This is a genomic window from Actinopolymorpha alba DSM 45243 (assembly GCF_000373925.1).
GTDB lineage: Bacteria > Actinomycetota > Actinomycetes > Propionibacteriales > Actinopolymorphaceae > Actinopolymorpha > Actinopolymorpha alba.
Window position 1 is genome coordinate 39179 of record NZ_KB892747.1, and the last position, 23056, is coordinate 62234.

21 protein-coding genes are annotated in these 23056 nt (G+C 69.8%); 6 read left to right on the forward strand and 15 right to left on the reverse strand.

Annotation, left to right across the window (positions count from 1 at the left end; all coding sequences use genetic code 11):
* Positions 1-725 precede the first annotated feature (725 nt).
* From B141_RS0113000 to B141_RS0113010, 3 genes are all read left to right on the forward strand, one after another.
* Positions 726-1481 carry an AzlC family ABC transporter permease gene (locus B141_RS0113000; protein ID WP_020575605.1) on the forward strand — a complete coding sequence of 252 codons (756 nt, stop codon included), beginning with the start codon at positions 726-728 and terminating at the stop codon, positions 1479-1481.
* Complete coding sequence (locus tag B141_RS0113005) at positions 1478-1780, forward strand: AzlD domain-containing protein (protein ID WP_020575606.1); 303 nt, start codon at positions 1478-1480, stop codon at positions 1778-1780. Before B141_RS0113000 ends, B141_RS0113005 begins: the two co-directional genes overlap by 4 nt.
* A 234-nt stretch (positions 1781-2014) precedes the next feature.
* Positions 2015-2908, forward strand: a complete 894-nt coding sequence (locus tag B141_RS0113010) for a phytanoyl-CoA dioxygenase family protein (RefSeq protein ID WP_020575607.1) — start codon at positions 2015-2017, stop codon at positions 2906-2908.
* A 69-nt stretch (positions 2909-2977) separates the two neighbouring features.
* Here B141_RS0113010 and B141_RS0113015 read toward each other — a convergent pair whose 3' ends face one another.
* Positions 2978-3838 carry an SDR family oxidoreductase gene (locus B141_RS0113015; protein WP_020575608.1) on the reverse strand — a complete coding sequence of 287 codons (861 nt, stop codon included), beginning with the start codon at positions 3836-3838 and terminating at the stop codon, positions 2978-2980.
* 185 nt (positions 3839-4023) lie between these two features.
* Here B141_RS0113015 and B141_RS0113020 point away from each other — a divergent pair, with 185 nt between their 5' ends.
* Entirely contained in the window at positions 4024-5553 is a 1530-nt protein-coding gene (locus tag B141_RS0113020) for an ArnT family glycosyltransferase (RefSeq protein WP_020575609.1), read from the forward strand.
* Here the strand turns inward: B141_RS0113020 and dapB are convergent.
* The 12 genes from dapB to rimP form a co-directional block, all read right to left on the reverse strand.
* Positions 5543-6289: a 4-hydroxy-tetrahydrodipicolinate reductase gene (gene dapB, locus B141_RS0113025; protein WP_020575610.1), complete on the reverse strand. Its 747-nt coding sequence runs from the start codon at positions 6287-6289 to the stop codon at positions 5543-5545. The two genes, B141_RS0113020 and dapB, sit on opposite strands and share 11 nt — an antisense overlap.
* A 48-nt stretch (positions 6290-6337) precedes the next feature.
* Positions 6338-7693 carry a M16 family metallopeptidase gene (locus tag B141_RS0113030; RefSeq protein ID WP_020575611.1) on the reverse strand — a complete coding sequence of 452 codons (1356 nt, stop codon included), beginning with the start codon at positions 7691-7693 and terminating at the stop codon, positions 6338-6340.
* Entirely contained in the window at positions 7690-9918 is a 2229-nt protein-coding gene (locus tag B141_RS0113035; RefSeq protein ID WP_051114058.1) for a polyribonucleotide nucleotidyltransferase, read from the reverse strand. Before B141_RS0113035 ends, B141_RS0113030 begins: the two co-directional genes overlap by 4 nt.
* Before the next feature lie 191 nt (positions 9919-10109).
* The gene (gene rpsO / locus B141_RS0113040; protein ID WP_020575613.1) at positions 10110-10379 is read right to left on the reverse strand and encodes a 30S ribosomal protein S15; all 270 of its coding nucleotides are present in this window, start codon (positions 10377-10379) and stop codon (positions 10110-10112) included.
* Positions 10380-10542: 163 nt separating this feature from the next.
* On the reverse strand, positions 10543-11499 hold the full coding sequence (locus B141_RS0113045) for a bifunctional riboflavin kinase/FAD synthetase (protein WP_020575614.1): 957 nt from the start codon (positions 11497-11499) through the stop codon (positions 10543-10545).
* Positions 11500-11632: 133 nt separating this feature from the next.
* The gene (gene truB, locus B141_RS0113050) at positions 11633-12505 is read right to left on the reverse strand and encodes a tRNA pseudouridine(55) synthase TruB (RefSeq protein ID WP_020575615.1); all 873 of its coding nucleotides are present in this window, start codon (positions 12503-12505) and stop codon (positions 11633-11635) included.
* A 101-nt stretch (positions 12506-12606) separates the two neighbouring features.
* Positions 12607-13053: a 30S ribosome-binding factor RbfA gene (gene rbfA / locus B141_RS0113055; protein WP_020575616.1), complete on the reverse strand. Its 447-nt coding sequence runs from the start codon at positions 13051-13053 to the stop codon at positions 12607-12609.
* A 257-nt stretch (positions 13054-13310) separates the two neighbouring features.
* Positions 13311-13607 carry a DUF503 domain-containing protein gene (locus B141_RS0113060; RefSeq protein ID WP_020575617.1) on the reverse strand — a complete coding sequence of 99 codons (297 nt, stop codon included), beginning with the start codon at positions 13605-13607 and terminating at the stop codon, positions 13311-13313.
* Between the two features lie 216 nt (positions 13608-13823).
* Positions 13824-16838 (reverse strand): translation initiation factor IF-2, encoded by a 3015-nt coding sequence (infB, locus tag B141_RS47375; RefSeq protein ID WP_084678265.1) that lies wholly within the window; start codon positions 16836-16838, stop codon positions 13824-13826.
* A gap of 84 nt (positions 16839-16922) precedes the next feature.
* On the reverse strand, positions 16923-17339 hold the full coding sequence (locus B141_RS47380) for a YlxR family protein (RefSeq protein ID WP_084678266.1): 417 nt from the start codon (positions 17337-17339) through the stop codon (positions 16923-16925).
* A 182-nt stretch (positions 17340-17521) separates the two neighbouring features.
* Positions 17522-18568, reverse strand: a complete 1047-nt coding sequence (nusA, locus tag B141_RS0113075) for a transcription termination factor NusA (RefSeq protein WP_020575620.1) — start codon at positions 18566-18568, stop codon at positions 17522-17524.
* A gap of 4 nt (positions 18569-18572) precedes the next feature.
* Entirely contained in the window at positions 18573-19088 is a 516-nt protein-coding gene (gene rimP, locus B141_RS0113080) for a ribosome maturation factor RimP (protein ID WP_020575621.1), read from the reverse strand.
* A 219-nt stretch (positions 19089-19307) separates the two neighbouring features.
* On the opposite strand from rimP, the gene B141_RS45565 reads away from it, so the two are divergent.
* Positions 19308-19937, forward strand: a complete 630-nt coding sequence (locus tag B141_RS45565; protein ID WP_020575622.1) for a hypothetical protein — start codon at positions 19308-19310, stop codon at positions 19935-19937.
* The gene (locus B141_RS0113090) at positions 19937-20419 is read left to right on the forward strand and encodes a ferritin-like domain-containing protein (RefSeq protein WP_020575623.1); all 483 of its coding nucleotides are present in this window, start codon (positions 19937-19939) and stop codon (positions 20417-20419) included. The genes B141_RS45565 and B141_RS0113090 overlap by 1 nt, the downstream gene beginning before the upstream one ends.
* Positions 20420-20477: 58 nt before the next feature.
* Here B141_RS0113090 and B141_RS0113095 read toward each other — a convergent pair whose 3' ends face one another.
* The gene (locus tag B141_RS0113095; protein ID WP_020575624.1) at positions 20478-21455 is read right to left on the reverse strand and encodes a zinc-binding dehydrogenase; all 978 of its coding nucleotides are present in this window, start codon (positions 21453-21455) and stop codon (positions 20478-20480) included.
* Between the two features lie 21 nt (positions 21456-21476).
* Positions 21477-22982: an MFS transporter gene (locus B141_RS0113100; protein WP_051114062.1), complete on the reverse strand. Its 1506-nt coding sequence runs from the start codon at positions 22980-22982 to the stop codon at positions 21477-21479.
* Between the last annotated feature and the right edge of the window lie 74 nt (positions 22983-23056).

A 23056-nucleotide genomic window follows, 5' to 3' on the forward strand; every position in this document is an offset into this window, starting at 1 on the left:
GCACCGTGCCCGGTGGTGGCCACGAACCAGCCTCCCGGTCGCAGCCAGCCAGCGATCCTTCGCAGCAGCGTCGGCTGCTCGCCAGCGGAAATGATGAGAGCGTCAGGTCCAGCACCGCGCCGCCGTCCGGAATCCGCTGGCGCAGGTCCCTGAGCACGCGAAGGTTGAGCGGTGCTTCTCAGGACACGACTTTGGTGACCACCCAGTGATGTTTACCGAGGCGACAGGTGCGCTCGAACCCCTTACCTCGAACATCCGCACCGTGCCGTTATGAAGGAACGAAGCAGACGTCGACCGGCCTTCCACACCTTCCGGATAGCTGTCCATGGTCCCTCCCCGAGCCGCGCGATTTCGTGCAGAGCACCCTCGAGCGCAGCGGAGGCGATCCCTCGGCGGCAGTACCCCCGGCCGACGAAGAAGCACGTGATCCGCCAATCCGGAAGGGCGCCGAGACCGTCGAGATGGGCCCGCCGGTGCTTGATACGCGGCAATTCGTCGGTCGGACCGAACTGGCACCAGCCCACGCAGGTCGCGCCGTCGTCTTTGAGCGCGGCGTTCGCCCGCACAACCCACCTCGTCGCTGACGCAAACACGGGGCGCCCACGAGTGGGCGTCCATCAAGCCCCGGACTGCCGCGCGCCGCGGAGAGCGCGCTGCGCGCGGCTCAAGACCCTCGCAAACCGCGCCATCCGGCCGTACGAAAGCCGTCAGCTAATGTCCGAGGAATGCCTGCCCCCAAGACCGAGCAGTATCCCCCCAAAAGCGAGCAGTATCCCCCCGATACCCGGCAAACCATTGTCCGCGACGCCGCGGCGATCGCCGTCGCCACCGGTGCGTACGGCATCTCGTTCGGAGCGATCGGGGTCGCCAGCGGACTCTCGGTAGCCCAGACCTGCGCGCTGTCCCTGCTCGCCTTCACCGGAGCGTCGCAGTTCGCCTTCGTGGGCATCATCGGCGGCGGGGGCGCCCTCGTGTCGGCGGGACTCGCCGCCCTCCTGCTCGGCACGCGGAACGCCTTCTACGGCGTACGCCTGGCCAGTCTGCTCAACCTCCGCGGACTTCGCCGCCTCGCCGGCGCCCAGTTCGTCATCGACGAGACCACCGCGATGGCGGTCGGCCGGCGTACCCCCGAACTCGCCCGGGTGGGGTTCTGGTCGACCGCGATCCTGCTCTTCTCGCTGTGGAACCTCGGCACCCTCATCGGAGCGGTCGCCGGTGAGTCGCTCGGTGATCCTGGCACCTACGGCCTCGACGCCGCCGCACCGGCAGCCTTCATCGCCCTGCTCTGGCCCCGGCTCACCGACACGCGCAGCCGCGCGGTCGGCGCCGGCGCGGCCCTGGTCGCCGTCGCGCTCGTGCCGCTGGTCCCCGCGGGCATACCCGTCCTCGTCGCCGGCGCCGTGGCGATCGCGGTCGGCCTGCGGCGTACCGCCAAGACTCCCAACGGAACGCCCGAACCAGCCACAGAGGAGGCACGATGATCTGGGCCGCCGTACTCCTCACCGCAGCCGGCTGCTATCTGCTGAAGCTGGCCGGACTGTCAGTGCCGCAGCGGATTCTCGAACGGCCGGCGGTACGCCGGTCGGCCGCCCTCCTGCCCGTCGCACTGCTCGCCGCACTCGTCGCCGTCCAGACCCTGAGCACCGGTGAGCGCCTCGTCGTCGACGCCCGGCTGGCCGGCGTGGGAGTCGCGATCGTCGCGCTGATCCTGCGGGCGCCGTTCATCGTCGTCGTGGCGCTCGCGGCCGCCACCGCGGCGGTGGTACGCCTGATCGCCTGACCCGACGGCCAGCCATGGACAGCCGTCCGGCAAAGCGGAGGCCGCATCCGGCGAACGCCTGCCACCCCGGCAACACGACTTCTAGGGTTGAAAGAGCTGTGTGGGATCCAGCCCCCACGGGCTTCGCCCGTAGGGCCCACCCCCACAGTGTGGGATCCAGCCCCCACGGGCTTCGCCCGTTGGGCCCACCCCCACCGCGCCGACCAATCCGCACGGGACGGACAGACGGACACCATGAGTTCTGGTTATCAGGTTCTTACCGACCAGCAGGCAGAGGATTTTCTCGAGAACGGCTTCGTCGTCATCCACGACTGCTTCTCCAGGGAGGCCGCCGCCGACCTTACCGAGACGCTCTGGACCCGCCTCGACTACGACGCCGACGACCCCTCCACCTGGGCCGAGTCGTCGATTCACATGCCGACCCACCGGCACCTTGACGTCAAGGACTTCGCACCGAAGGCGTGGGGGGCCGTCTGCGACCTCCTTGGTGGCGAGGACCGCGTCAAGCAGCCGTACACCTGGGGCGACGGGTTCATCGTCAACCTCTGGGAGGGCACCGAACGGCCGTGGACGCCAGCCTCCCCCGAGGCACCCGGCTGGCACAAGGACGGCGACTTCTTCCGCCACTTCCTCGACTCGCCCGAGCAGGGACTCCTCACCCTCGTGCTGTGGTCGGACGTACGCCATCAAGGCGGTGCGACGTTCGTGGCGGCCGACTCGGTGGGCCCGGTGACGCGCTACCTCGCGGATCGGCCCGGCGGCGTACTGCCCCGCGAGTTCGACATTTCCCACCTGATCGGCCAGTGCGAGCGGTTCGTCGAGGCAACCGGCCAGGTCGGCGACGTCTATCTCCTGCATCCGTTCGTGCTGCACGCCAAGGCACAGAACCTCCTCCGGCTGCCGCGGTTCATCACGAACCCGCCGGTCCACCTCGCTGAGCCGATGCGGTTCGATCGCGAGAACCCCGACGACTTTTCCCTTGTGGAGAAGGCGGTCCTGAGGGGTCTCGGCGTCGAGCGGTACGAGTTCACCCCCACCGCGGGGCGCGAGGGCGTCGTTCCGGAGCGGGTCCGGCGGCAGCAACGGATGAAAGCCAACGAGGAACGCCGCCTGAGCACCCGCCCCTGACAAACCCCCGCCCCTGACAAACCCCGCCACTGACGAGCCGCCACCGGCCGCTGACGGACGGCCGTCACCTCATCCGAGTCCGACCAACTCCGCGCTCACCTTCCACAGCCGCGCGGCGAGGTCGGGGTCCTGGGCAAGCTGTGCCGGGGCGACCGGAACACCCTTCTCGAAGTACGCGCCACTCACGCTGTCAAGGTCAGGGCTCGACGCGAGCTGAACGATCGGCTCCGCGCCCCTCTCCGGACTGATGAAGAACGGCCGGAGAAACAGCCCGATCACCGGCTTGGCCCAGGTCGGAGCGCCCGACCAGATGTTGGTGTTGACGGCACCCGGATGCAGGCTGTTGGACGTGACGCCGGTGCCGTCGAGGCGGCGGGCGAGTTCGTTCGCGAACACCACGTTGGCAAGCTTCGAGCGCGCGTACGCCCGCATGATCTGGTAGCCGCGTTCGTAGCCGAGATCGTCGAAGTCGAGAGTGCCGCTGCGGTGCCCGATCGACGCCACGGTCACCACCCGCGCGGGCGCGCTCGCCAGCAGGAGGTCGAGAAGCAGGTTCGTCAGCAGGAAGTAGCCGAGATGGTTGACCGCGAACGTCATCTCGATGCCGTCTTCGGTGAGCCGGCGGACCTTGTTGACGGCGCCGGCGTTGTTGACGAGAACATCGAGCCGGTCATGGCCGGCCGCGAACTCCCGCGCGAGCGCCCGGATGGACGCCTGTGAGGAGAAGTCGCAGAGGAGGTACGACGCGCCGGGCACGTCCGCGCCGGCCCGGTCCCGCACCGCCGCGACGGCCGCCTCCGCCCGGCCGCGGTCACGCCCCACGAGGACGACGCGCGCGCCCTGCCGGGCCAACTCGACGCTGGCCTCCAGACCGATCCCGCTGGTCGCACCAGTCACCAGCACGGTCTTGTCTTTCACGGTCCACGCCACGGCGGCCTCTTTCTGGTCTGCGGCCTCTGTCCAGTCCGGGGGTCTCCACCCTGCCTGACGGAGACGTTCGACACTACCGTCGTCGAGGCGTTCAACGGCCCGCTATCTGTCGGCCACCCAACGTTCCAGATCAGTTCGAGGGTTCCGGACCGAATCTCCCGGCCGGCCATTGTTAGCGTGTGCCGATGTCCGCGAACGCGGTGACCACCGCCGTCGACGTGCCCCAGATCCCAGCCGCAGGACGTCCCCGGTCGAACCGCTGGGGGTGGCTTGGTGTGCTCGCCCTCACCGCGACGGTGGCAGCGACCTGGTTTCCCTTCCTCAACGCACCTTACGGTGACAACCACGAGGGGCGGGTGTTCTCCCGGTTCGCGCTCCAGATCCGCAATCTGTACGAACACGGGCTGCTCGGCTCGCAGTTCGCCACGGACATGGCGCCGTATGTCGGGCAGTTGCCCGCCGGCTCGGGGGACGCTGGTTCGTCGTACGCCCACCATCCGCCACTGGCGACGATCCTCGACGCGCTCTTCGGCCTGCTCCCCGGTGACGGGGAGTATCAGATGCGGCTGGCGCCTTACCTGCTTGGCCTCCTGGTCATTCCGGCGGCGGCGGCACTGCTTCGCGCGTTCGACGTTCGCTGGGTACCGATCCTGCTGGCGCTCGGTCTCATGGTCGCGACCGGATTCTTCTGGTTCTACGCGCGGATCGTGTTCGACCTCGGGCCGCTGCTCGCGCTGTCCGCGGTCATCGCGCATCTTCGCCGACGTACCGATCCGCCCACCTGGCTCCTCTGGCTCGCCTGCGTGGTGAGTTTCCTGGCTTGTCTCGCCTCGTGGCTCGGGATCGCGCTGGCCGGCGTACTCGGGCTCTGGCTGCTGGCCACCTGGCGCCGGATCGACCGCGCCACCGTGGCGGTCGGCGCGGCGATGGTCGCGGGGGTCCTGGGCAGCCTGGCGTTCATGTTCGGTGTCGCGGGTGCCGGTGAGCTGTCCCAGCAGGCGGAGTTCCGGACCGAGGGCGGCACCTTCACCGCCCGGGAGTTCGCCGCCCAGCAGTGGCAGTGGCTGCGCAACCTCCTGCCGGTGTGGTATCTCCTGTTCCTGCCGGTCGGCGTGCTGGCTGGCCTGATCGATCGCCGGACCCGCTTCTACACCTTCGTCGCCGCGGCGTTCGCGATCGGCTGGGTCGTCGCCCTGCCCAATGGGTCCTACATCCACGACTACTGGCCCTATCCCGTCCTCATCCCGGGCGTCATCGGCATGGCGGTACTCCTGGACGCGGTCTGGTCGCGGCTCCCCCGCCCAGTGATCCCGGTCGGCGCGGGCCTGGCGGGCGTGGCCGGGCTCGCCCTCGCGGTGGCGTTCGCGGGCATCGTCACGGGACCGATGGCGCAGGAGTACACCCACCGACCGATCGACGCCGGCCGGCTGGTGTCGGAGCACGGACCCGCACCCGGCCAGGAGCGGGCGTGGAGCATCTCCTTCGGCGCGGTCCGCTGGCTCGCGTACTACTGGGACCTTCACCCGGGGAAGGTCAACCCGCAGACGGTACGCGAGGGCCGGCCCGACGACCTGGTGCTGATCCACCTCGACCGGATCCCCGACTGGCTGCGTCCTGGGATCCGCGACCATCTGGTCGCGCGGGAAGGAAGGTACGCGTTGGTACGGATAAGCGACGTGCGCGCCAACCTGACCCGGGACGCGCTCAGTCGCTGAGGAAGTGCTCCAGCCCGACCGTCAAGCCGGGGTTGGCAGCGACCCTACGGACGCCCAGCACGACACCCGGCATGAACGACGTCCGCGCCAGCGAGTCGTGCCTGATCGTCAACGTCTCGTCGTGCCCACCGAAGACCACTTCCTGGTGCGCGACCAGACCGGCGAGGCGGATGCTGTGGACGTGGACACCGCCGATCGTGGCTCCACGCGCACCGTCGACCTCCTGGGTCGTCGCGTCCGGCACCTCACCCATGCCGGCGTCCTTACGGGCCGCCGCGATCAACTCCGCGGTCCGGGCGGCCGTGCCCGAGGGGGCGTCGGCCTTGCGGGGATGGTGCAGCTCGACGATCTCGACGGACTCGAAGTGCCGCGCCGCCTCCTGAGCGAACCGCATCATCAAAACGGCGCCGATCGAGAAGTTCGGGGCGATCAGGACCCCCACCCCGGGGGCCGCGGCGAGCCATTCGCGCACGGTAGCGAGTCGCTCGTCGGTGAAGCCGGTGGTGCCCACGACCGCGTGGATGCCGTGCTCGATACAGAAGCGCAGGTTGCCCATCACGGCGTCAGGGTGGGTGAAGTCGACGACCACCTCCGCGCCCGCCTCGGCCAGTACGTCAGGCGAGTCTGGTAGGTCGACCTCCGCCACCAGGTCGAGGTCGTCCGTGGCCCGCACGGTCCGGGCCACCTCGGCACCCATCCGACCCCGCGCACCCAGCACGGCCACCTTGATCGTCACCGGCGTACCCCTTCTCGTGTCCCGTTGGCGGGTCCCCGTGTCGCGGACCTAGCGGACGGCGGACGCGAACCGGTCGGGGTCGTCGAACGGCCCTACCACGGCCAGCGTGGGCACCGCGTCCAGCAGCTCCTTCGCGATCGCCCGCACGTCGTCCAGCGTCACCGACGCGATCCGGGCAAGGATCTCGTCGACGCTCAGCAGCTCGCCGTAGACCAGCTCGGCCTTCGCCAACCGACCCATCCGCGAGCCCGTGTCCTCCAGGCCGAGGACCAGCGAGCCGCGTACCTGCCCCTTGCCGCGTTCGAGTTCTTCGTCGGTGAGGCCGGCGTCGACCACCTTGGCCAGCTCGTCCCGGCAGATGCCGAGCACGTCGTGAACCTTCGCCGGCAGGCAGCCCGCGTAAACCCCGAGCATGCCGGCGTCGGCGTAGTTGGACGCGAACGAATAGACGGCGTACGCCAGGCCGCGCTTCTCCCGCACCTCCTGGAAGAGCCGGCTCGACATGCCGCCACCCAGTGCCGCGTTGAGGACGCCGAGGACGAATCTCCGGTCGTCTGTGCGCGCGATGCCGGGTACGCCGAGGACGAGGTTCGCCTGCTCGGTGGTGCGCTGGGCCACCCTGACGGCGCCCAGGGCGGGTACCGGCCCGGTCCCGCCGATCCGCGGCAGCATGGGTGGACTCGGGTCGCCGTCGTCGAGCAGGCCCGCCTGCCGGAACGCCTTGCTGACCAGGCGTACGACGGTCCGGTGGTCGATGTTGCCGGTGACCGCCACGACGATGTTGCTCGGGCGGTAGCGGCGGCGGTAGTAGCCGAGGATCTGCCGCCGAGTAAGTGACGTGATCGAGTCGACGGTGCCGAGGATCGGCCGCCCGAGCGGGGAGTCGCCCCACAACTGCTCGGCGAAAAGGTCGTGCACGGCGTCGGAGGGATCGTCATCGTGCATGGCGATCTCTTCGAGGATGACCCCGCGCTCGCTCTCGATGTCAGCGGCGGCGAGCACCGACGAGGTGACCATGTCGCACACCACGTCGACCGCGAGCGGGAGGTCCTGGTCGAGCACCCGCGCGTAGTAGCAGGTGTACTCCTTGGACGTGAAGGCGTTCATCTCGCCGCCGACCGCGTCCAGAGCTGAGGAGATCTGCAGCGCGTCCCGGCGGCGGGTGCCCTTGAACAGCAGATGCTCGAGATAGTGGCTGGTGCCCGCCAGTGACGGAGCTTCGTGACGGGAGCCGACCCCGGCCCAGAGACCGAAGCTGACCGACCTGACCTGCGGCATCGTCTCGGTCACGATACGCAGGCCACCCGGCAGGACCGTCCGGCGGGCGACGCCGCCGTCACCCTCCTTGAGGAGGGTGCGGGTCGTGCCGGGCGCCTGGCTGGCGGACACCGACCGTTGGCTCACTTCTGCGCGGACTTCTCGGATTCGTCGACGACCGGGACCAGCGACAGCTTGCCGCGGTCGTCGATCTCACCGATCTCCACCTGGATCTTGTCACCGACCTTCACGACGTCCTCGACGTTCTCGACCCGCTTGCCGCCGGCGAGCGACCGCAGCTTGGAGATGTGCAGCAGGCCGTCACGACCGGGGACGAGCGAGACGAACGCACCGAAGTTCGTGGTCTTGACCACGGTGCCGAGGTAACGCTCCCCGACCTCGGGCATCGTCGGCGTCGCGATCCCGGCCACCACGGCCCGGGCCGCCTCAGCTGCCGGACCGTCGGCCGCACCGATGAAGATCGTGCCGTCGTCCTCGATGGTGATCTCGGCGCCGGTGTCGGCCTGGATCTGGTTGATGACCTTGCCCTTGGGCCCGATCACCTCGCCGATCTTGTCGACCGGGATCTTCATGGTGATGATCCGCGGAGCGTACGGCGACATCTCGCCCGGAGCGGAGATGGCCTTCTCCATGACTGCGAGGATGGTGAACCGCGCCTCCCGTGCCTGCTGGAGCGCCGCCGCGAGCACCGACGCGGGGATGCCGTCGAGCTTGGTGTCGAGCTGCAGCGCGGTCACGAACTCCTTGGTGCCGGCGACCTTGAAGTCCATGTCGCCGAACGCATCCTCGGCGCCGAGGATGTCGGTGAGCGTGACGTACTCCGTCTTGCCCTCCACCGTGTCGCTGATCAGGCCCATCGCGATACCGGCGACGGGTGCCTTCAGCGGGACGCCCGCGCTCATCAGGCCGAGCGAGGACGCACACACCGAGCCCATCGAGGTGGACCCGTTGGAGCTGATCGCCTCCGACACCTGGCGGATGGCGTACGGGAAGTCCTCGCGCGATGGCAGCACCGGCGCGATCGCCCGCTCGGCGAGCGCGCCGTGCCCGATCTCGCGCCGCTTCGGCGACCCGACCCGGCCGGTCTCGCCGGTGGAGTACGGCGGGAAGTTGTAGTTGTGCATGTAGCGCTTGGTCGTGTCCTCGGCCAGCGTGAGACCGATCCGGCGTTCGAGCGCGAGCATGTTGAGCGTCGTGATCCCGAGGATCTGCGTCTCGCCGCGTTCGAAGATCGCCGAACCGTGCACGCGGGGTACGACATTGATCTCAGCCGTCAGCGGCCGGATGTCGGTGAGGCCGCGCCCGTCGATGCGGACGTTGTCCCGCAGGACCCGCTCACGGACCAGCGTCTTGGTCAGGGAACGGAACGCCGCGCTGATCTCCTTCTCGCGGCCCTCGAAGTCCGCGCCGATCCGCTCAACAGCGAGCGCCTTGACCTGCTCCAGGCGGGCCTCACGCTCGGCCTTCTGCGCGATGGTGAGCGCCTCGGCGAGCTCGTTGCGCACGGCACCGGTCAGTGCCTCGAGCACGTCGTCCTCGTAGTCGCGGAAGACGGGGAACTCCCCAGTCGGCTTCGCGGCCACCGCGGCCAGGGACGCCTGAGCCTCGCAGAGCGTCTTGATGAAGCCTTTCGAGGCCTCCAGACCCGCCGCGACGATCTCCTCCGTCGGCGCCTGAACGCCGTCCTGGACGAGCTGCCAGGTGCGGTCGGTCGACTCGGCCTCGACCATCATGATCGCGACGTCGCCGTCCTCGAGCACGCGGCCCGCGACCACCATGTCGAACACGGCGTTCTCGGCCTCGCTGACCCGGGGGAACGCGACCCACTCGCCCTCGATCAGCGCGACCCGCACCCCGCCGATCGGCCCCGAGAACGGCAGGCCAGCCAGCTGGGTGGACGCGGACGCGGCGTTGATCGCCAGGACGTCGTACTGAACGTCGGGGTTGAGAGCCAGCACCGTGACAACGACCTGGACCTCGTTGCGCAGGCCCTTGACGAAGGACGGGCGCAGCGGGCGGTCGATCAGCCGGCAGGTGAGGATCGCGTCCTCGCTCGGGCGTCCCTCACGGCGGAACACCGAGCCGGGGATCTTGCCGGCGGCGTAACCGCGCTCCTCGACGTCGACCGTCAGCGGGAAGAAGTCGAACTGGTCCTTGGCGTGCTTGCTCGCGCTCGTCGCCGAGAGCACCATCGTGTCGTCGTCGAGATAGGCGACGGTCGAACCCGCGGCCTGCCGGGCCAGACGCCCGGTCTCGAACCTGATCTTGCGGGTGCCGAACCTACCGTTGTCGATAATGGCTTCTGCTACGTGAATACCGGGACCCTCCACAGGGCTCCCTCCTTGTGACATCAGGGAGCGTTTGTCCGCGACGGCGGAGCCGGAGTGCCGGTCTTCGATCGAGGCTCTCGGGTGCGATCCCTGCGGGGGAACCCGGGCGCCACTACCGAGGACCGGCGACCTGCTGTGTCGCGCTGACCGCTCCGGTCCTTCTGGTGCCGAGGGCGGTCACCGTCTCGGCGCCGCCCTCGGAGTCTGTCAAGTTATCGCCGCAGGCCGAGCCGCTCGATCAGCGAGCGGTAGCGCGCGATGTCGCTCTTCATGACGTAGTTGAGCAGCCGGCGCCGCTGACCGACGAGGAGCAGCAGTCCACGACGGCTGTGGTGGTCATGCTTGTGCGTCTTGAGGTGCTCGGTCAGGTGGTTGATCCGATGCGAGAGCAGCGCGACCTGGACCTCGGGCGAACCGGTGTCGCCCTCGTTGGTCGCGTACTCGGTGATGATCTGCTTCTTGGTCGCAGCGTCGAGCGACACGATGCTCCTTCCGGGAATCCGTTGCGCGGCGCGCCAGGGCGGGTTCACCTGGGCACTCTTCATCCGCGGCCGCTGTACGGCACCGCCACGCTACCAGCCGAGGCAGTCAAGTCCGAAATCTGGTACGGCGACGCGGAGCGTCGGGTCCCGCACGCGATCCGGGTCAGCCGGCCTGCTCGTCGGCGGCGAGGATCTCGCGCACGCGTTCGACGTCGTCATGCATCTGGTGGACCAGCGCATCCACGGAGTCGAACCGCTCCTGGCCGCGTACCCGGTCGACGAACTCCACCGCGACGTTGAGGCCATAAAGCTCCAGGTCGTCGCGATCCAGGACGTACGACTCGACCCGGCGCGGCTCCTGCCCGAACTGCGGGTTGGTCCCGACCGAGATCGCGGCGGGCAGGCGGGGCTCCCGCCGGCCCGGCCCGACGACTCGCAGCCAACCGGCGTACACACCGTCGGCGGTCAGCGCCATACCGGCCGCCGCGGGGACGTTCGCGGTGGGGAAGCCCAGCTCACGTCCGCGATGGGCCCCCTCGACGACCTCGCCGTCGACCCGGAAGGTGTGTCCCAGCAGGGCGCGAGCCTCGGCGACGTCGCCGTTCTCCAAGCGCTGCCGGACCGCCGTCGACGAGGACTCCCGGGCTGGGCCATCCTGGCGGGCCAGGCCCTCGACCTGGAAGCCGAGCTCGGCGCCGAGCCGCCGCAGAAGCGCGACATCCCCGGCAGCCTTGAACCCGAACCGGAAGTCGTCACCGACCACGATCGCGACCGGCGCGAGGCTGTCGGCGAGCTCGCGTACGAAGTCCTCGGCGGCCTCGCGGGACCGCTCCTTGTCGAACGGGATGACGACCACCGCGTCCGCGGCATATTCCTCGAACAGCTCGATCCGCCGGTCGAGCGTCGCGAGCAGCGGGGGCACGGCGTCCGGGCGTACGACAGCCGCCGGGTGCGGGTCGAAGGTCACAACCACGGCGCGCGCTCCGCGCTCGCGGGCCAGCTCGACCGTGCGCCCGATGACCCGCTGGTGTCCGCGGTGTACGCCGTCGAAGACGCCGATCGTGACGACCGTAGGCCCGATACCTCGCGGTACCTCGGACAGGTCTCGCCAGCGTTGCATCCGCGTCTCCGTTATGTGGTCGATGTCGGCCCACAGGGTCTGTCCCGGCCGCTCCGGTCAAGGGTGCCAGATCGGGCGGAACGTCGACTGCGGGGTCAGGCCAGCCCACGGTTCGCCCGGTGGCGCCAGACGGCTAGCCGGAAAAGACGGCGACCGGCTTGGAGCCCTCGTCCGTGTCCTCGTACAACGCGAGGAAGGTCCCGTCCGGAGCGAATATCCCGACCGTGCCGCTTCCGACATGCACGCCGGGTAGCTTCTGGCCGTAGGCCACCAGCCGGGCGGTCGGCCCGTCGACGTCGTACCTCGGGAACGTCTGTGCCGCGACGTCGGCGATGGGTACGACGGCGAACGCCCGCTCCAGCTCCTCGACGGTGTGCGCCTGGTCAAGGCTGTACGGCCCGACCCGGGTCCGGCGCAATGCGGTGAGATGCCCACCAACACCTAGGCTGGCGCCGAGATCGCGGGCAAGCGCCCGGACGTAGGTTCCGCTCGAGCAGTCGACCACCACGTCGAGGTCCACGACGTCCGCGACCCGCCGCAGGTCCAGCAGATCGAACCGGTTGACGACCACGCGCCGCGGCGTCAACTCGACCTCCTGGCCCTTCAGCACCTTGCGGTACGCCCGCTCGCCGCCGACCTTCACCGCCGAAACCGTCGACGGGACCTGCTGGATCTCACCGGTGAGCACGGCGATGCCCGCCTCGATCTGCTCGCGGGCGAGGTCGCCGGCGGGAGTGTTGCCGGTCACCTCACCGGCGGCATCATCCGTGGTGGTGGACACACCAAGACGGATCGTCGCGTCGTACGTCTTTTCGGTCAGTGCCAGGTGGCCAAGTAACCGCGTGGCCCGCTCGATCCCGAGAACGAGCACCCCGGTCGCCATCGGATCGAGTGTCCCCGCATGTCCCACCCGCCGGGTTCGGGCAAGCCGCCGAAGCTTTCCCACCACGTCGTGAGAGGTCCAGCCAGCGGGCTTGTCCACCACGACGATCCCATCGACCGCCACATTCACTCCTCGTCCGCGGATCGCAGGCGCCCGTCCTGTCTCCCCGATCCTGCCCGGCTCGCGCCGAGATTGAGCCTTCGCCTGGTGCCGCGTCGTGCGAACTACGCCGAATCCTCGTCCTCTTCCTCCTGCGGAGTGCGGTACGGGTCGACGTCTCCGGCATAGGTTGCCTGGGATGCCTGGCGTGCTACGTCCGCGTCGGAATCGCGCGCCTTGCGCAGCAGATCCTCGATGTGGGCGGCGTTCTCGGGTATACCATCCGGAACGAACGTCAGGCTTGGAGTGTGCCGAAGCCCCAACAGTCGCCCGACCTCAGACCGAACGAGCCCCTTGGCACTCTCCAACGCAGCCGCCGTGCCCGAGCGGTCCTGGTCGTCACCGAGGACGGTGTAGAACACCGTCGCGTCCCGGAGATCGCCCGTGAGGCGGGCCTCCGTCACGGTGATAAAGCCCAGCCTCGGGTCTTTGACCCGGCGTTCCAACATCTCCGCGACTATGACGCGGATCCGATCGGCAAGTTGGTTCACCCGCGTCTGGTTCATCGCCATCCTCTCCTCGGCGGACTGCTTCTTCGTCCTTCGAGTCGTTCCTGTTGAGTTATGTCGCAGCACTGGCCCCGGGCTCGGAGATTCCCCGGAAACTCTGGAGAGAATTCCCGGTTTGTCCGGATTGAACCCGGTCAGCTCCTGGAGTGCTGGCGCCGCCTCGAGCAGCCGTCGCCCCCACCTTCAGTGAACCCTGCCAGCCTGTATCCGCGTTCCGGCGCGGGGGCCGCCCCCGCTTCAGGTCGCGTACCGGCCTGGTCCTAGTCGTCGTCGCCGGAGAACAGCTGCCGGCGAACCTCCAGGACCTCAACTTCCGGACGGTCCGCCAGCAGCCGCTCGACCGAGTCCAGGACGTCGCGACACTGCCGGCCATCCCCACTTACTACCGCAACACCGATCTCGGCGCGACGGTAGAGGTCGTGGTGATCCGTCTCCGCGACGGACACGCTGAAGCGGCGTTGGACCTCCGCGACGATCGGACGTACGACGGAGCGCTTCTGCTTCAGGGAGTGGACGTCACCCAACCGGAGGTCGATGCGCAACGTTCCTGTGAACACCTGACTCCTCGTTCGTGCCCGCCGACCTCCCGACTGACGGCCGGGAGGTGCCGCACGGATTCTTGATATGGCGAGCCGCCCAAGCCCCGCCTTACCTCCCGATCCGCCGACTGACGGCCGGGAGGTGTCGCAGGGATTCTTACGTGGCGAGACGTCAAGCGAGCCTGCGAGCAGTCCGCCACGAAAGAATCCCTGCGACACCGACCTCTTAAGCCGTCAGGCGCGAGGCTTCTCCCTCATTTCGAACGTCTCGATGACGTCCCCGACCTTCACGTCGTTGAAGTTGTGCAAGGTCAGACCGCACTCGAAGCCCTCGCGGACCTCGGTGGCGTCGTCCTTGAACCGTCGCAGCGACGCGATGTCGGTGGTGTCGAGGACGACCGTTCCGTCGCGGACCAGACGGGCCTTGGAGTTGCGTCGGATCGTTCCGCTCATGACCAAGCAACCGGCGATGTTGCCGAACTTGCTGGAACGGAAGACGTCGCGCACCTCGGCGGTACCGAGCTGGACCTCTTCGTACTCGGGCTTGAGCATGCCCTTGAGGGCCGCCTCGACCTCTTCGATGGCCTGGTAGATGACCGAGTAGTAACGGATCTCCACGCCTTCGCGTTCGGCGAGTCGCTCGACCGACCGGCCCTGGGGCCGGACGTTGAACCCGATGATGATCGCGTTGTCGATGGTGGCCAGGTTGACGTCGTTCTCGGTCACCGCACCAACACCGCGGTGCAGGATCCGGAGGTCGACCTCCTCGCCCACGTCGATCTTGGCGAGCGCGTCTTCGAGGGCTTCGACCGAACCCGACACGTCACCCTTGATGACGAGGTTGAGGGCCTGGCGCTCCTCGAGCAGCTTCGACAGGTCGTCGAGGCTGACCCGCTTGGTGCGCTGGGCGAACGACGCGTTGCGCACGACCGCTTCCCGCTTCTCGGCGATCTGCCGCGCTATCCGGTCGTCGGCGACCACCATGAAGTTGTCACCGGCACGGGGTACGGCAGACAGGCCGAGCGCGAGCACCGGCCGCGCAGGCGGTGCCTCGTGGAGCTGCTGGCCGTTCTCGTCGAACATCGCCCGCACCCGACCGTAGGCCGGACCGGCGATGATCGAGTCGCCGACCCGAAGCGTGCCGCGCTGTACGAGCACGGTCACCACCGGACCGCGGCCCTTGTCGAGGTGTGCCTCGATCGCGAGCCCCTGCGCGTCCTGGTGGGGGTTGGCCCGCAGGTCGAGCGAGGCGTCGGCGGTGAGGACGATCGCCTCGAGCAGCCCGTCGATGTTGATCCTGGCCTTCGCGGAGATGTCGACGAACATGGTGTCGCCGCCGTACTCCTCGGGCACCAGGCCGTACTCGGTGAGCTGGCCGCGCACCTTCGACGGATCGGCGTCGGGGACGTCGATCTTGTTGACCGCGACCACGACGGGTACGCCTGCCGCCTTGGCGTGGTTGAGCGCCTCGATGGTCTGCGGCATCACACCGTCGTCGGCCGCCACCACGAGCACCGCGATGTCGGTCGACCGCGCACCACGGGCACGCATGGCGGTGAACGCCTCGTGACCCGGGGTGTCGATGAAGGTGATCTTGCGTTCGGTACCGTCGACTTCGGTCGCCACCTGGTACGCGCCGATGTGCTGCGTGATGCCGCCGGCCTCGCCGGCCACCACGTCGGCGTTGCGGATCGCGTCGAGCAGCTTCGTCTTTCCGTGGTCGACGTGGCCCATCACCGAGACGACCGGCGGCCGCGGCAGCAGCTCGGCGTCTTCGCCCTCGTCTTCCCCGAACTCGATCGAGAAGGACTCGAGCAGCTCGCGGTCTTCGTCTTCAGGCGAGACCACCTGAATGTCGTAGTCGAGCTCGGCGCCCAGCAACTGCAGGGTCTCGTCGGTGACCGACTGCGTAGCGGTCACCATCTCGCCCAGGTGGAACATCACCTGGACCAGCGACGCCGCGTCCGCGCCGATCTTCTCGGCGAAGTCGGTGAGGCTGGCACCGCGCCGCAGCTGGATCGTCTGACCCCCGCCGCGCGGGACCCGCACGCCACCGATCGCCGGCGCCTGCATGTTGTCGAACTCTTGGCGCTTCTGGCGCTTGGACTTGCGGCCCCTGCGAGCGGGACCACCCGGACGCCCGAAGGCACCCGCCGTACCACCGCGACCCCGGGCTCCACCGGGCCGGCCACCGCCGCCACCGCCGAAGCCGCCGCGGGGAGGTGCGCCAGTCGGCGCGCCGCCACCACCGGGGCGACCACCGCCGCCACCGCCTGGGCGACCGCCGCCGGGGCCACCACGTCCGCCGCCAGGCGCTCCAGTCCGACCGCCGGGCCCGCCCGTACGGGCGCCGGGGCCACCACGTCCGCCGCCGGGACCGCCACTGCGGCCGCCAGGGCCGCCGGGACCGGCGCCGCGCGAGGGACGGGACGGCATCATGCCCGGGTTGGGACGCGGACCGCCCGGACGATCGCCGCTCTCTGGACGCTGCGGCATCATCGCGGGATTGGGACGCGGCGCTCCGGGCACACCGGAGCCACCGTCGTCACGACGCGGACCAGACTGGCCCGGACGGTCGGAACGGGGCCCACGCATGCCGGTCGTCGACGTGAAGGGGTTGTTGCCCGGACGCGGACCAGACTGGCCGGGGCGTGGTGCCGAGGGACGAGGAGGACGCGCCCCGTCGCCTCCCTGACCTGCCCGCTGCGGGCGACCGCCGGGAGCCTGACCGGGACCGCCTTGTCCTGGACGTGGGGGTCGCTGACCCGGCGGTCCAGGCCGTGGGCCTGGACCGGGGCGCTGTGCGCCACCGCGTCCGGTGTCGCTCGGTCGCGCCGCCGCCGGGCGCGGTGCCTCGAAGCGCGGTTGAGTCACCTCGGGCGTCGGCTCGACGCGCGGGGTGACCGGGGGCTTCGGAGGTGCCGGACGCGGGGGTGCGGGCTTCGCACCTTCGACCGGAGCCGCCGGGCGTGGAGTGGGCTCCACCGTCGCGGGCGCGACGGGAGCCGCCTCCGGTGCTGCCGGCGGAGCTGGTTTGTTTCTTGCGGCCTTCCTGGCCGACGCCTTGCCGTCGGCCTTGCCGCCAGAAAGCTCGGCCGCGAAAGACTCCTTGAGCTTGCGTACGACAGGTGCTTCCACCGTCGACGACGCGGAGCGAACGAACTCGCCCAGCTCCTGAAGCCTGGCCATGACGGCCTTGCTTTCGATGCCGAACTCCTTGGCGAGTTCGTAGACCCGGACCTTAGCCACTGCTCTCCTTTGCCGGCCCGGGCCCCTCGTGGGTCCAGGCCGCTAGTTCCTAGGCGTGCTCATTGCTCGGTTCTCATCGAGTGCTCATGAGCCGCTCGACCCACTTTCCTTCTCGGGTACTGCCTGTGCTCGGGCACCTGGTGTGCCCAATGACGCGTTGTCTGCCAGAACCGGGTGTGCGCCGGCGACCTGGCCGGTGGAGGTCACGTCCCGCTCCTCGACGTGACGGCGGAGCTTATCGAGGTCGATCGGCCCCTCCGCCCGCAGCGCGCGCGAGAACGCTCGTCGCCGCTCGGCGAGTCCCAGACACTCCAGCGTCGGATGCAGATGCGCTCCGCGCCCCGGCGCGTGGCCGGCGACGTCGGGAACGAGCCACTTCGTCGCGCCGTCCTGCGCGAGGACAACTCGGAGTAGTTCGGACTTCGCCGCACGATGCCGGCAACCTACACACGTCCGCACCACGTGCGTACGCGTTTTTGGCTCCCGACCTGTACGACCCACCTCGGGAGAGTGTACCCAGACAGTCGTACTGAGCGGGCGCTGGATCTGTTCCTACGCAAGACCAGGCTTACGCACTGACTGCCCGGAACGCCGGACCTGACACACCGTACATAGGGAGGAACGTCGAGGTCGGAGCGGTCATTCCCGGCTCAGGTGCCGCTCCCCCGCGACCCTTCCAGCCTTCAGGGCGCGGTCGAGCCGGCGCCCGAAGCGCCAGAACCCTGCCCGGTTTCGGAAGGATGCGCCTGCGGGGCGTCCGACCGCTGCTCGGTGTCGGGCCGAATGTCGATCCGCCACCCGGTCAGCCGGGCCGCCAACCTGGCGTTCTGACCCTCCCGGCCGATCGCGAGGGAGAGTTGGTAGTCGGGCACGATGACCCGGGCCGCCTTCGCCGCCAGGTCGACCACCTCGACCTGGCTGACCCGCGCCGGCGAGAGGGCCTGCTTGACGTACTCCGCCGGGTCCTCGGACCAGTCGACGATGTCGATCTTCTCGCCGTGCAGCTCGTTCATCACGTTGCGGACCCGCGCGCCGACGGGGCCGATGCACGCGCCCTTCGCGTTGACCGACGGGTTGTGTGAGCGGACGGCGACCTTGGTGCGGTGGCCGGCCTCGCGCGCGATCCCGCTGATCTCGACGGTGCCGTCAGCGATCTCGGGAACCTCGAGCGCGAAGAGCTTCTTGACGAGATTGGGGTGGGTGCGCGACAGCGTGATCTGTGGGCCGCGGAAACCCTTGCGGACAGACACGACATAGCACTTGATGCGGTCGCCGTGGTTGTAACGCTCGCCGGGCACCTGCTCCTGCGGTGGCAGGATGCCTTCGACCTTGCCCAGGCTCACGTAGACCAGCCGGGGATCCTTGCCCTGCTGGATCACGCCGGAAACGATGTCGCCCTCGCGCCCGGCGAACTCGCCGAACATGTGGTCTTCTTCGGCGTCCCGCAGGCGCTGCAGGATCACCTGCTTGGCTGTCGTGGCCGCGATTCGCCCGAATCCGGTGGGAGTGTCATCCCATTCGCGGGCGGTGCCGCCTTCGGAGTCGAGTTCGGTCGCCCAGACCGTCACGTGGCCGCTGCCGCGGTCAAGCTCGACCCGGGCATGCGGCTGGGCACCCTCGGTCCGTTGGTAGGCGATGAGCAACGCCTGCTCGATCGCCTCGGCTACGGCCTCGAGAGGAATGTCCTTCTCGCGTTCGAGGGCACGCAGAACCGCCATGTCGATGTCCATCGGTTCACCCCTCCTCGTCCGCGTCTACGGCGCCTTCGTCATCGATCTCGGCATCTGGCATCCGGGAGAACTCCACCTGAACCCGGGCCTTGGCGACATCTGCGTAGGCGATCCGTGCGCGTTGGCCGTCAGCGTCCAGCTCGGCGCTGTCGTCGTCGGCAGTCTCGACCCGACCCACCAGCTGGCTGCCGTCGGTGTGGATGACCTTGACCAACCTGCCGATGTTGCGCCGCCAGTGCCGTGGCGCCGTGAGCGGCCGGTCGACTCCTCGCGACGTCACCTCAAGGGTGTAGGAACCGGATCCCATCGCGTCGCTCGAGTCGATCAGCTTCGCCGCGGTCCGGGACGTCTCGGCCAGCTGGTCGAGCGTCACTCCACCGTCGGCGTCGACGACGAGTCGCAGGACAGTACGCCGGCCGGCAGGCGTCAGCTCCACCGCCTCGAGGTCGAGGCCGCTGTCGGAGAGCGCCGGCGAGAGAAGCGCGACCACCCGGTCACGAGCAGCGGAACTGTTGGCCACGGCTGCCTCCTCTCTCTCCAGTTGTGTGCCCCGGGTGCGGGCGTTAGCCCGACGGAGCAGGCGTCGCCACACCAAACTGGTCCGAACTGGGTCCGATCTCATGTGCCGCACGACTATCCCGCGGCCCGCTCTGGCGAGGTCAGCGTACCCGTCCGACGAAAAGCCGATCAAACCACGTGCGGGGCGTGTTGACCCGCGGGTTCGGGTAACGTCGCGCCCGTGACAGCGCCGACAGACTGGCTCGGCCGCCACCGTCGGCTGGATGGTGACCTGACTGGGGTCCCGGGTGGGCCGACGCGACGGCGGGTCCTCCACGCCACCGTGCTGGTCGGCGCGGCCAGCGCCGCCGCGGGAGTCCTCTCCGCATGCACGGGACCCGCCTCCGAGGTGCCTGACCCATCGGTGACCGCGCCGCGGGCCGGCGCTTCCCCCTCCCCCACGCCCGACCCGGACCTGCCCGTCGTCACCGCCGCGATCGCCGCCGAGCAGCACCTGCTCGCCGTCTACGCGGCCACGCTCGCCCGCCATCCCACTTACCAGGCACGGCTCGCGGCGTACGTCCGCCGCCACGAAAGCCACCTGTCCGCCCTGACCACCCTCACCCGGCCCGGCGATGACAGCGGTGCGCGGCCGGTGACGACCAGCAGTCCGCCGCCGACGGGCGGAATCAAGGTCCCTTCCTCGGCCGCGCAGGCGCTGGCGGCGCTGGCCTCCGCCGAGAACGCCGCGAAGGCCGGGCGGAGCAAGGACCTGCGTACCGTCAAGAGCTCCGAGTACGCCCGCCTCCTCGCGTCGATCTGCGCGTGCGAGGCCACCCACGCCACCCTGCTCGGCGCGGAGGTCGGCTGATGACCAACCAGCGCGAGATCGAGACCCTCCAGCAGGCGCTTGCCGGCGTGCACGCGGCGATCTGGGGGTACGCCGTGCTCGGGCCGCGCCTTCGGAACGCCGACCGGGAGCGCGGCCGGCAGGTCTACTCCGGCTACCGCGGGCTGCGCGACCAGCTGACCTCGCTGATCCGCGCCCGCAGGACCACACCGGTCGCCGCCGAACCCGCCTACGCCCTGCCGTTCCAGGTCACCAGTGCCACCACGGCCCGCCGGCTCGCCGCCCACCTGGAAGACGGATGCGCTGGCGTCTTCGCCGACCTGGTGGCCGGCGCCGCGACCGCGGACGTCCGGGTGTTCGCCGCGCGACTGCTCAACGAGTGCGCCGAACGCCGGCTTCAGTGGGGTTCGGATCCGGTGGCCTTTCCTGGACTTGCCAAGGACGAGGCCATGGCCGCGCCACGGCGCTCACCGTCACCGACCCCCGCCAACGGAACCCGCTGAGCGCCGGCGGGCTCGCGGCCGCCGGATCTGCCCGGCTCGGTCGACCCCGCCAGGATCGTCACGGGATGAGCAGGGTCTTGCCGAGGGCGGTGCGCGCCTCGATGGCGGCGTGCGCGGCGGCCGCCTGGTCGAGCGGGTACGTCTGACCGATGGTCGGCACCAGCCGGCCGGAGACCGCGAGGTCGAGCGCCTCGGCAACGAGTGCGCGGATCCGTGCCTGGTCGCGAAGCTGTGGACCGCCATGGCTCGCGACAGTGAGGCCGCGGCCGAAGAGTTCGTTCACGGAGATGTCCACCGGTGTGCCGCTGGCGTACCCGAAGATCAGAAACCGGCCGGTGCCCTCCGCCAGCAGACCGAACGACGTACGCCCGATCGCACCGCCCACGGACTCGAACACCACGTCCACGCCGGCACCGCCGGTGGCGTCGCGAACCCGCGCGTCCCAGTCGGGCTCGGTGTAGTCGACCGCGTGGTCCGCGCCCAGTTTGCGGACCGCTTCGAGCTTCCGCGCGCCGTTCGCCGCACCGATCACGATGGCGCCGGCATCCTTGGCCAACTGCACCAGGAGGCTGCCAAGCCCGCCGGCGGCCGCCTCGACGAGAACCCGCTCGCCAGGCGCAAGGCGGGCTTGACGCACCAACGCCACCGCGGTGCGCCCGGAGGCCCGCAGCGCCACCGCCGACTCGATCGGCAGGCCGGCTGGTACGGCGTTCACCTCCGATACGGCGGCGACCGCGCGCTCGGCGTACCCACCGTGACCCCCGGCGCCGGAGACGATCAGCTGGCCCACAAGGGCCGGGTCGACGCCCGCACCGACTCCCGCGACGCGGCCACCGATCTCGTTACCGAGAACGAACGGCGGCTGCGGGCCCCCTGCGAAGGGTCCGGCACCAGCGCGGATCATCGTGTCGACGAAGTTGATGCCGGCGACCTCGACGTCCACGAGTACCTGACCGGGGCCGGGTTTCGGCTCGGGGACCTCCGCGACCGTAAGGACCTCAGGTGGGCCGTAGGCCTCGACTCGCACCGCACGCATGGGCTGGAACCTCCTTGTTTTTCAGCGGTCTGAGTCGACCGCGGCAGCTGACTCGGCGGGGTTGGGCTTGGTGGGCTTGGTCAGGTTGGGCATGGTCAGGGCGATGAGGGCGACCACCACCAGGAGGGCAGCCCCGACGTCGAAGGCACGCGCGTAACCCGCCGCGAGCGCCCCGGCCGCGACGGCTCCGTCCAGGCGTCCGCCGGACAACGCCTCGATGTGGCTGGCGGAGATCGTCGCCAGCACGGCGAGCCCGAGCGCGCCGCCGACCTGCCGGCTGGTCGTGAGGATTCCCGCGGCCAGCCCGGCTTCTGAGCGAGCGACGCCAGAGGTGGCGATCGCCACCACGGGCGGGAAGGCCAGCCCCATCCCGAGGGACATGAGGATGCCGGGCAGCACCACGCCCGTGACCAGGCCGCTGGTCGCACTGAGCTGGCCCTGCCAGGCGAATCCGGCGGCGCTGACCACCAGTCCGACGACGACCAGCCGCCGAGCGCCGAGCCGCCCCAGGAGGCGGGGCGCCAGGCGGGCACCGACGATGAGGGCGAGCGTGTGGGGCAGGAACGCGAGCCCGGCCTGCATCGCGCTGTAGTGCAGGACGTTCTGCATGGAGAGCGAGAGGAAGTACCACATCGCGAAGCCAGGAACCGTCATGAGGAACGCGACGAGGTTGGCGCTCGAGATCGCGCGGGTCCGGAAGAGTCGCAGTGGCACCAACGGCGTCTTCGCCACGAACGCCTCGACCGCGACGAACACCAGCAGGGCTACCACGCCGAGCGTGAGCGGTACGAGGGTCTCCGCCGTGGCCCAGCCGAAGGTCTCGGATCGCATGACGCCGTACGCCAGCCCGGTGAGCCCGACCGTCACGGTCACCGCTCCGGCCAGGTCCAGCCGCTGCTTGGTCCGTGGCCGCCCGGCCGGAAGGACCAGGAGGGCCGCGACCACCGCCGCCGCACCGATCGGCACGTTGATGAGCAGGACCCAACGCCAGGACAGGTAGTCGGTCAGAACACCGCCCAGCACCGAGCCCACCGCGCCCGCGGCCGCGCCGACCGCGCTCCACGTCGCCACCGCACGGGTACGCCGCTCCCCTTCACTGAAGGTGGTGGTGAGGAGCGTGAGAGTCGCCGGCGACAGGATCGCGCCGCCCACTCCCTGGGCGGCCCTGGCCACGATCAGGGCCTGCGGTGACGTGGCGAGCCCGCCAGCCAGGCTGGCCACCGCGAACACCGCCAGCCCGGCGACGAACACCCGCCGGCTGCCGTAGAGATCCACCGCCCGTCCCCCGAGGAGCAGGAGACTTGCGAACGCGAGCGTGTAGGCGTTGACGACCCAGGCCAGCCCGGCCGGGTCGAAGCCGAGTTCGGAACGCATCGCCGGCAGCGCGACGTTCACGATCGAGACGTCGAGCACCACCATCGCCTGGCCGGCGCAGGCAAGGACGAGGACCAGCCAGGCGGCGGGTGGGCGGGGGGTGTGACCGGTGCCCGCGGACTGGTTGGTTGTCGTTGTCGTGTCGTTCGGCACGCCTTGCCCCACTTTCCGATCGCCGGACCACGGCGGGTCTCTGAGGGCCTTGCTCCAGTCGCCGTTTGGTCGCC

What these genes read in the sequence shown, in the direction of transcription:
- nusA (WP_020575620.1), bottom strand. Translation starts at nt 18,568, where the DNA reads ATGGACATCGACATGGCGGTTCTGCGTGCCCTCGAACGCGAGAAGGAC.
- B141_RS0113090 (WP_020575623.1), top strand. Translation starts at nt 19,937, where the DNA reads ATGACCAACCAGCGCGAGATCGAGACCCTCCAGCAGGCGCTTGCCGGC.
- B141_RS0113010 (WP_020575607.1), top strand. Translation starts at nt 2,015, where the DNA reads ATGAGTTCTGGTTATCAGGTTCTTACCGACCAGCAGGCAGAGGATTTT.
- B141_RS0113035 (WP_051114058.1), bottom strand. Translation starts at nt 9,918, where the DNA reads ATGTCACAAGGAGGGAGCCCTGTGGAGGGTCCCGGTATTCACGTAGCA.
- B141_RS0113000 (WP_020575605.1), top strand. Translation starts at nt 726, where the DNA reads ATGCCTGCCCCCAAGACCGAGCAGTATCCCCCCAAAAGCGAGCAGTAT.
- B141_RS0113045 (WP_020575614.1), bottom strand. Translation starts at nt 11,499, where the DNA reads ATGCAACGCTGGCGAGACCTGTCCGAGGTACCGCGAGGTATCGGGCCT.
- rbfA (WP_020575616.1), bottom strand. Translation starts at nt 13,053, where the DNA reads ATGGCGATGAACCAGACGCGGGTGAACCAACTTGCCGATCGGATCCGC.
- B141_RS0113095 (WP_020575624.1), bottom strand. Translation starts at nt 21,455, where the DNA reads ATGCGTGCGGTGCGAGTCGAGGCCTACGGCCCACCTGAGGTCCTTACG.
- B141_RS0113020 (WP_020575609.1), top strand. Translation starts at nt 4,024, where the DNA reads ATGTCCGCGAACGCGGTGACCACCGCCGTCGACGTGCCCCAGATCCCA.
- B141_RS0113005 (WP_020575606.1), top strand. Translation starts at nt 1,478, where the DNA reads ATGATCTGGGCCGCCGTACTCCTCACCGCAGCCGGCTGCTATCTGCTG.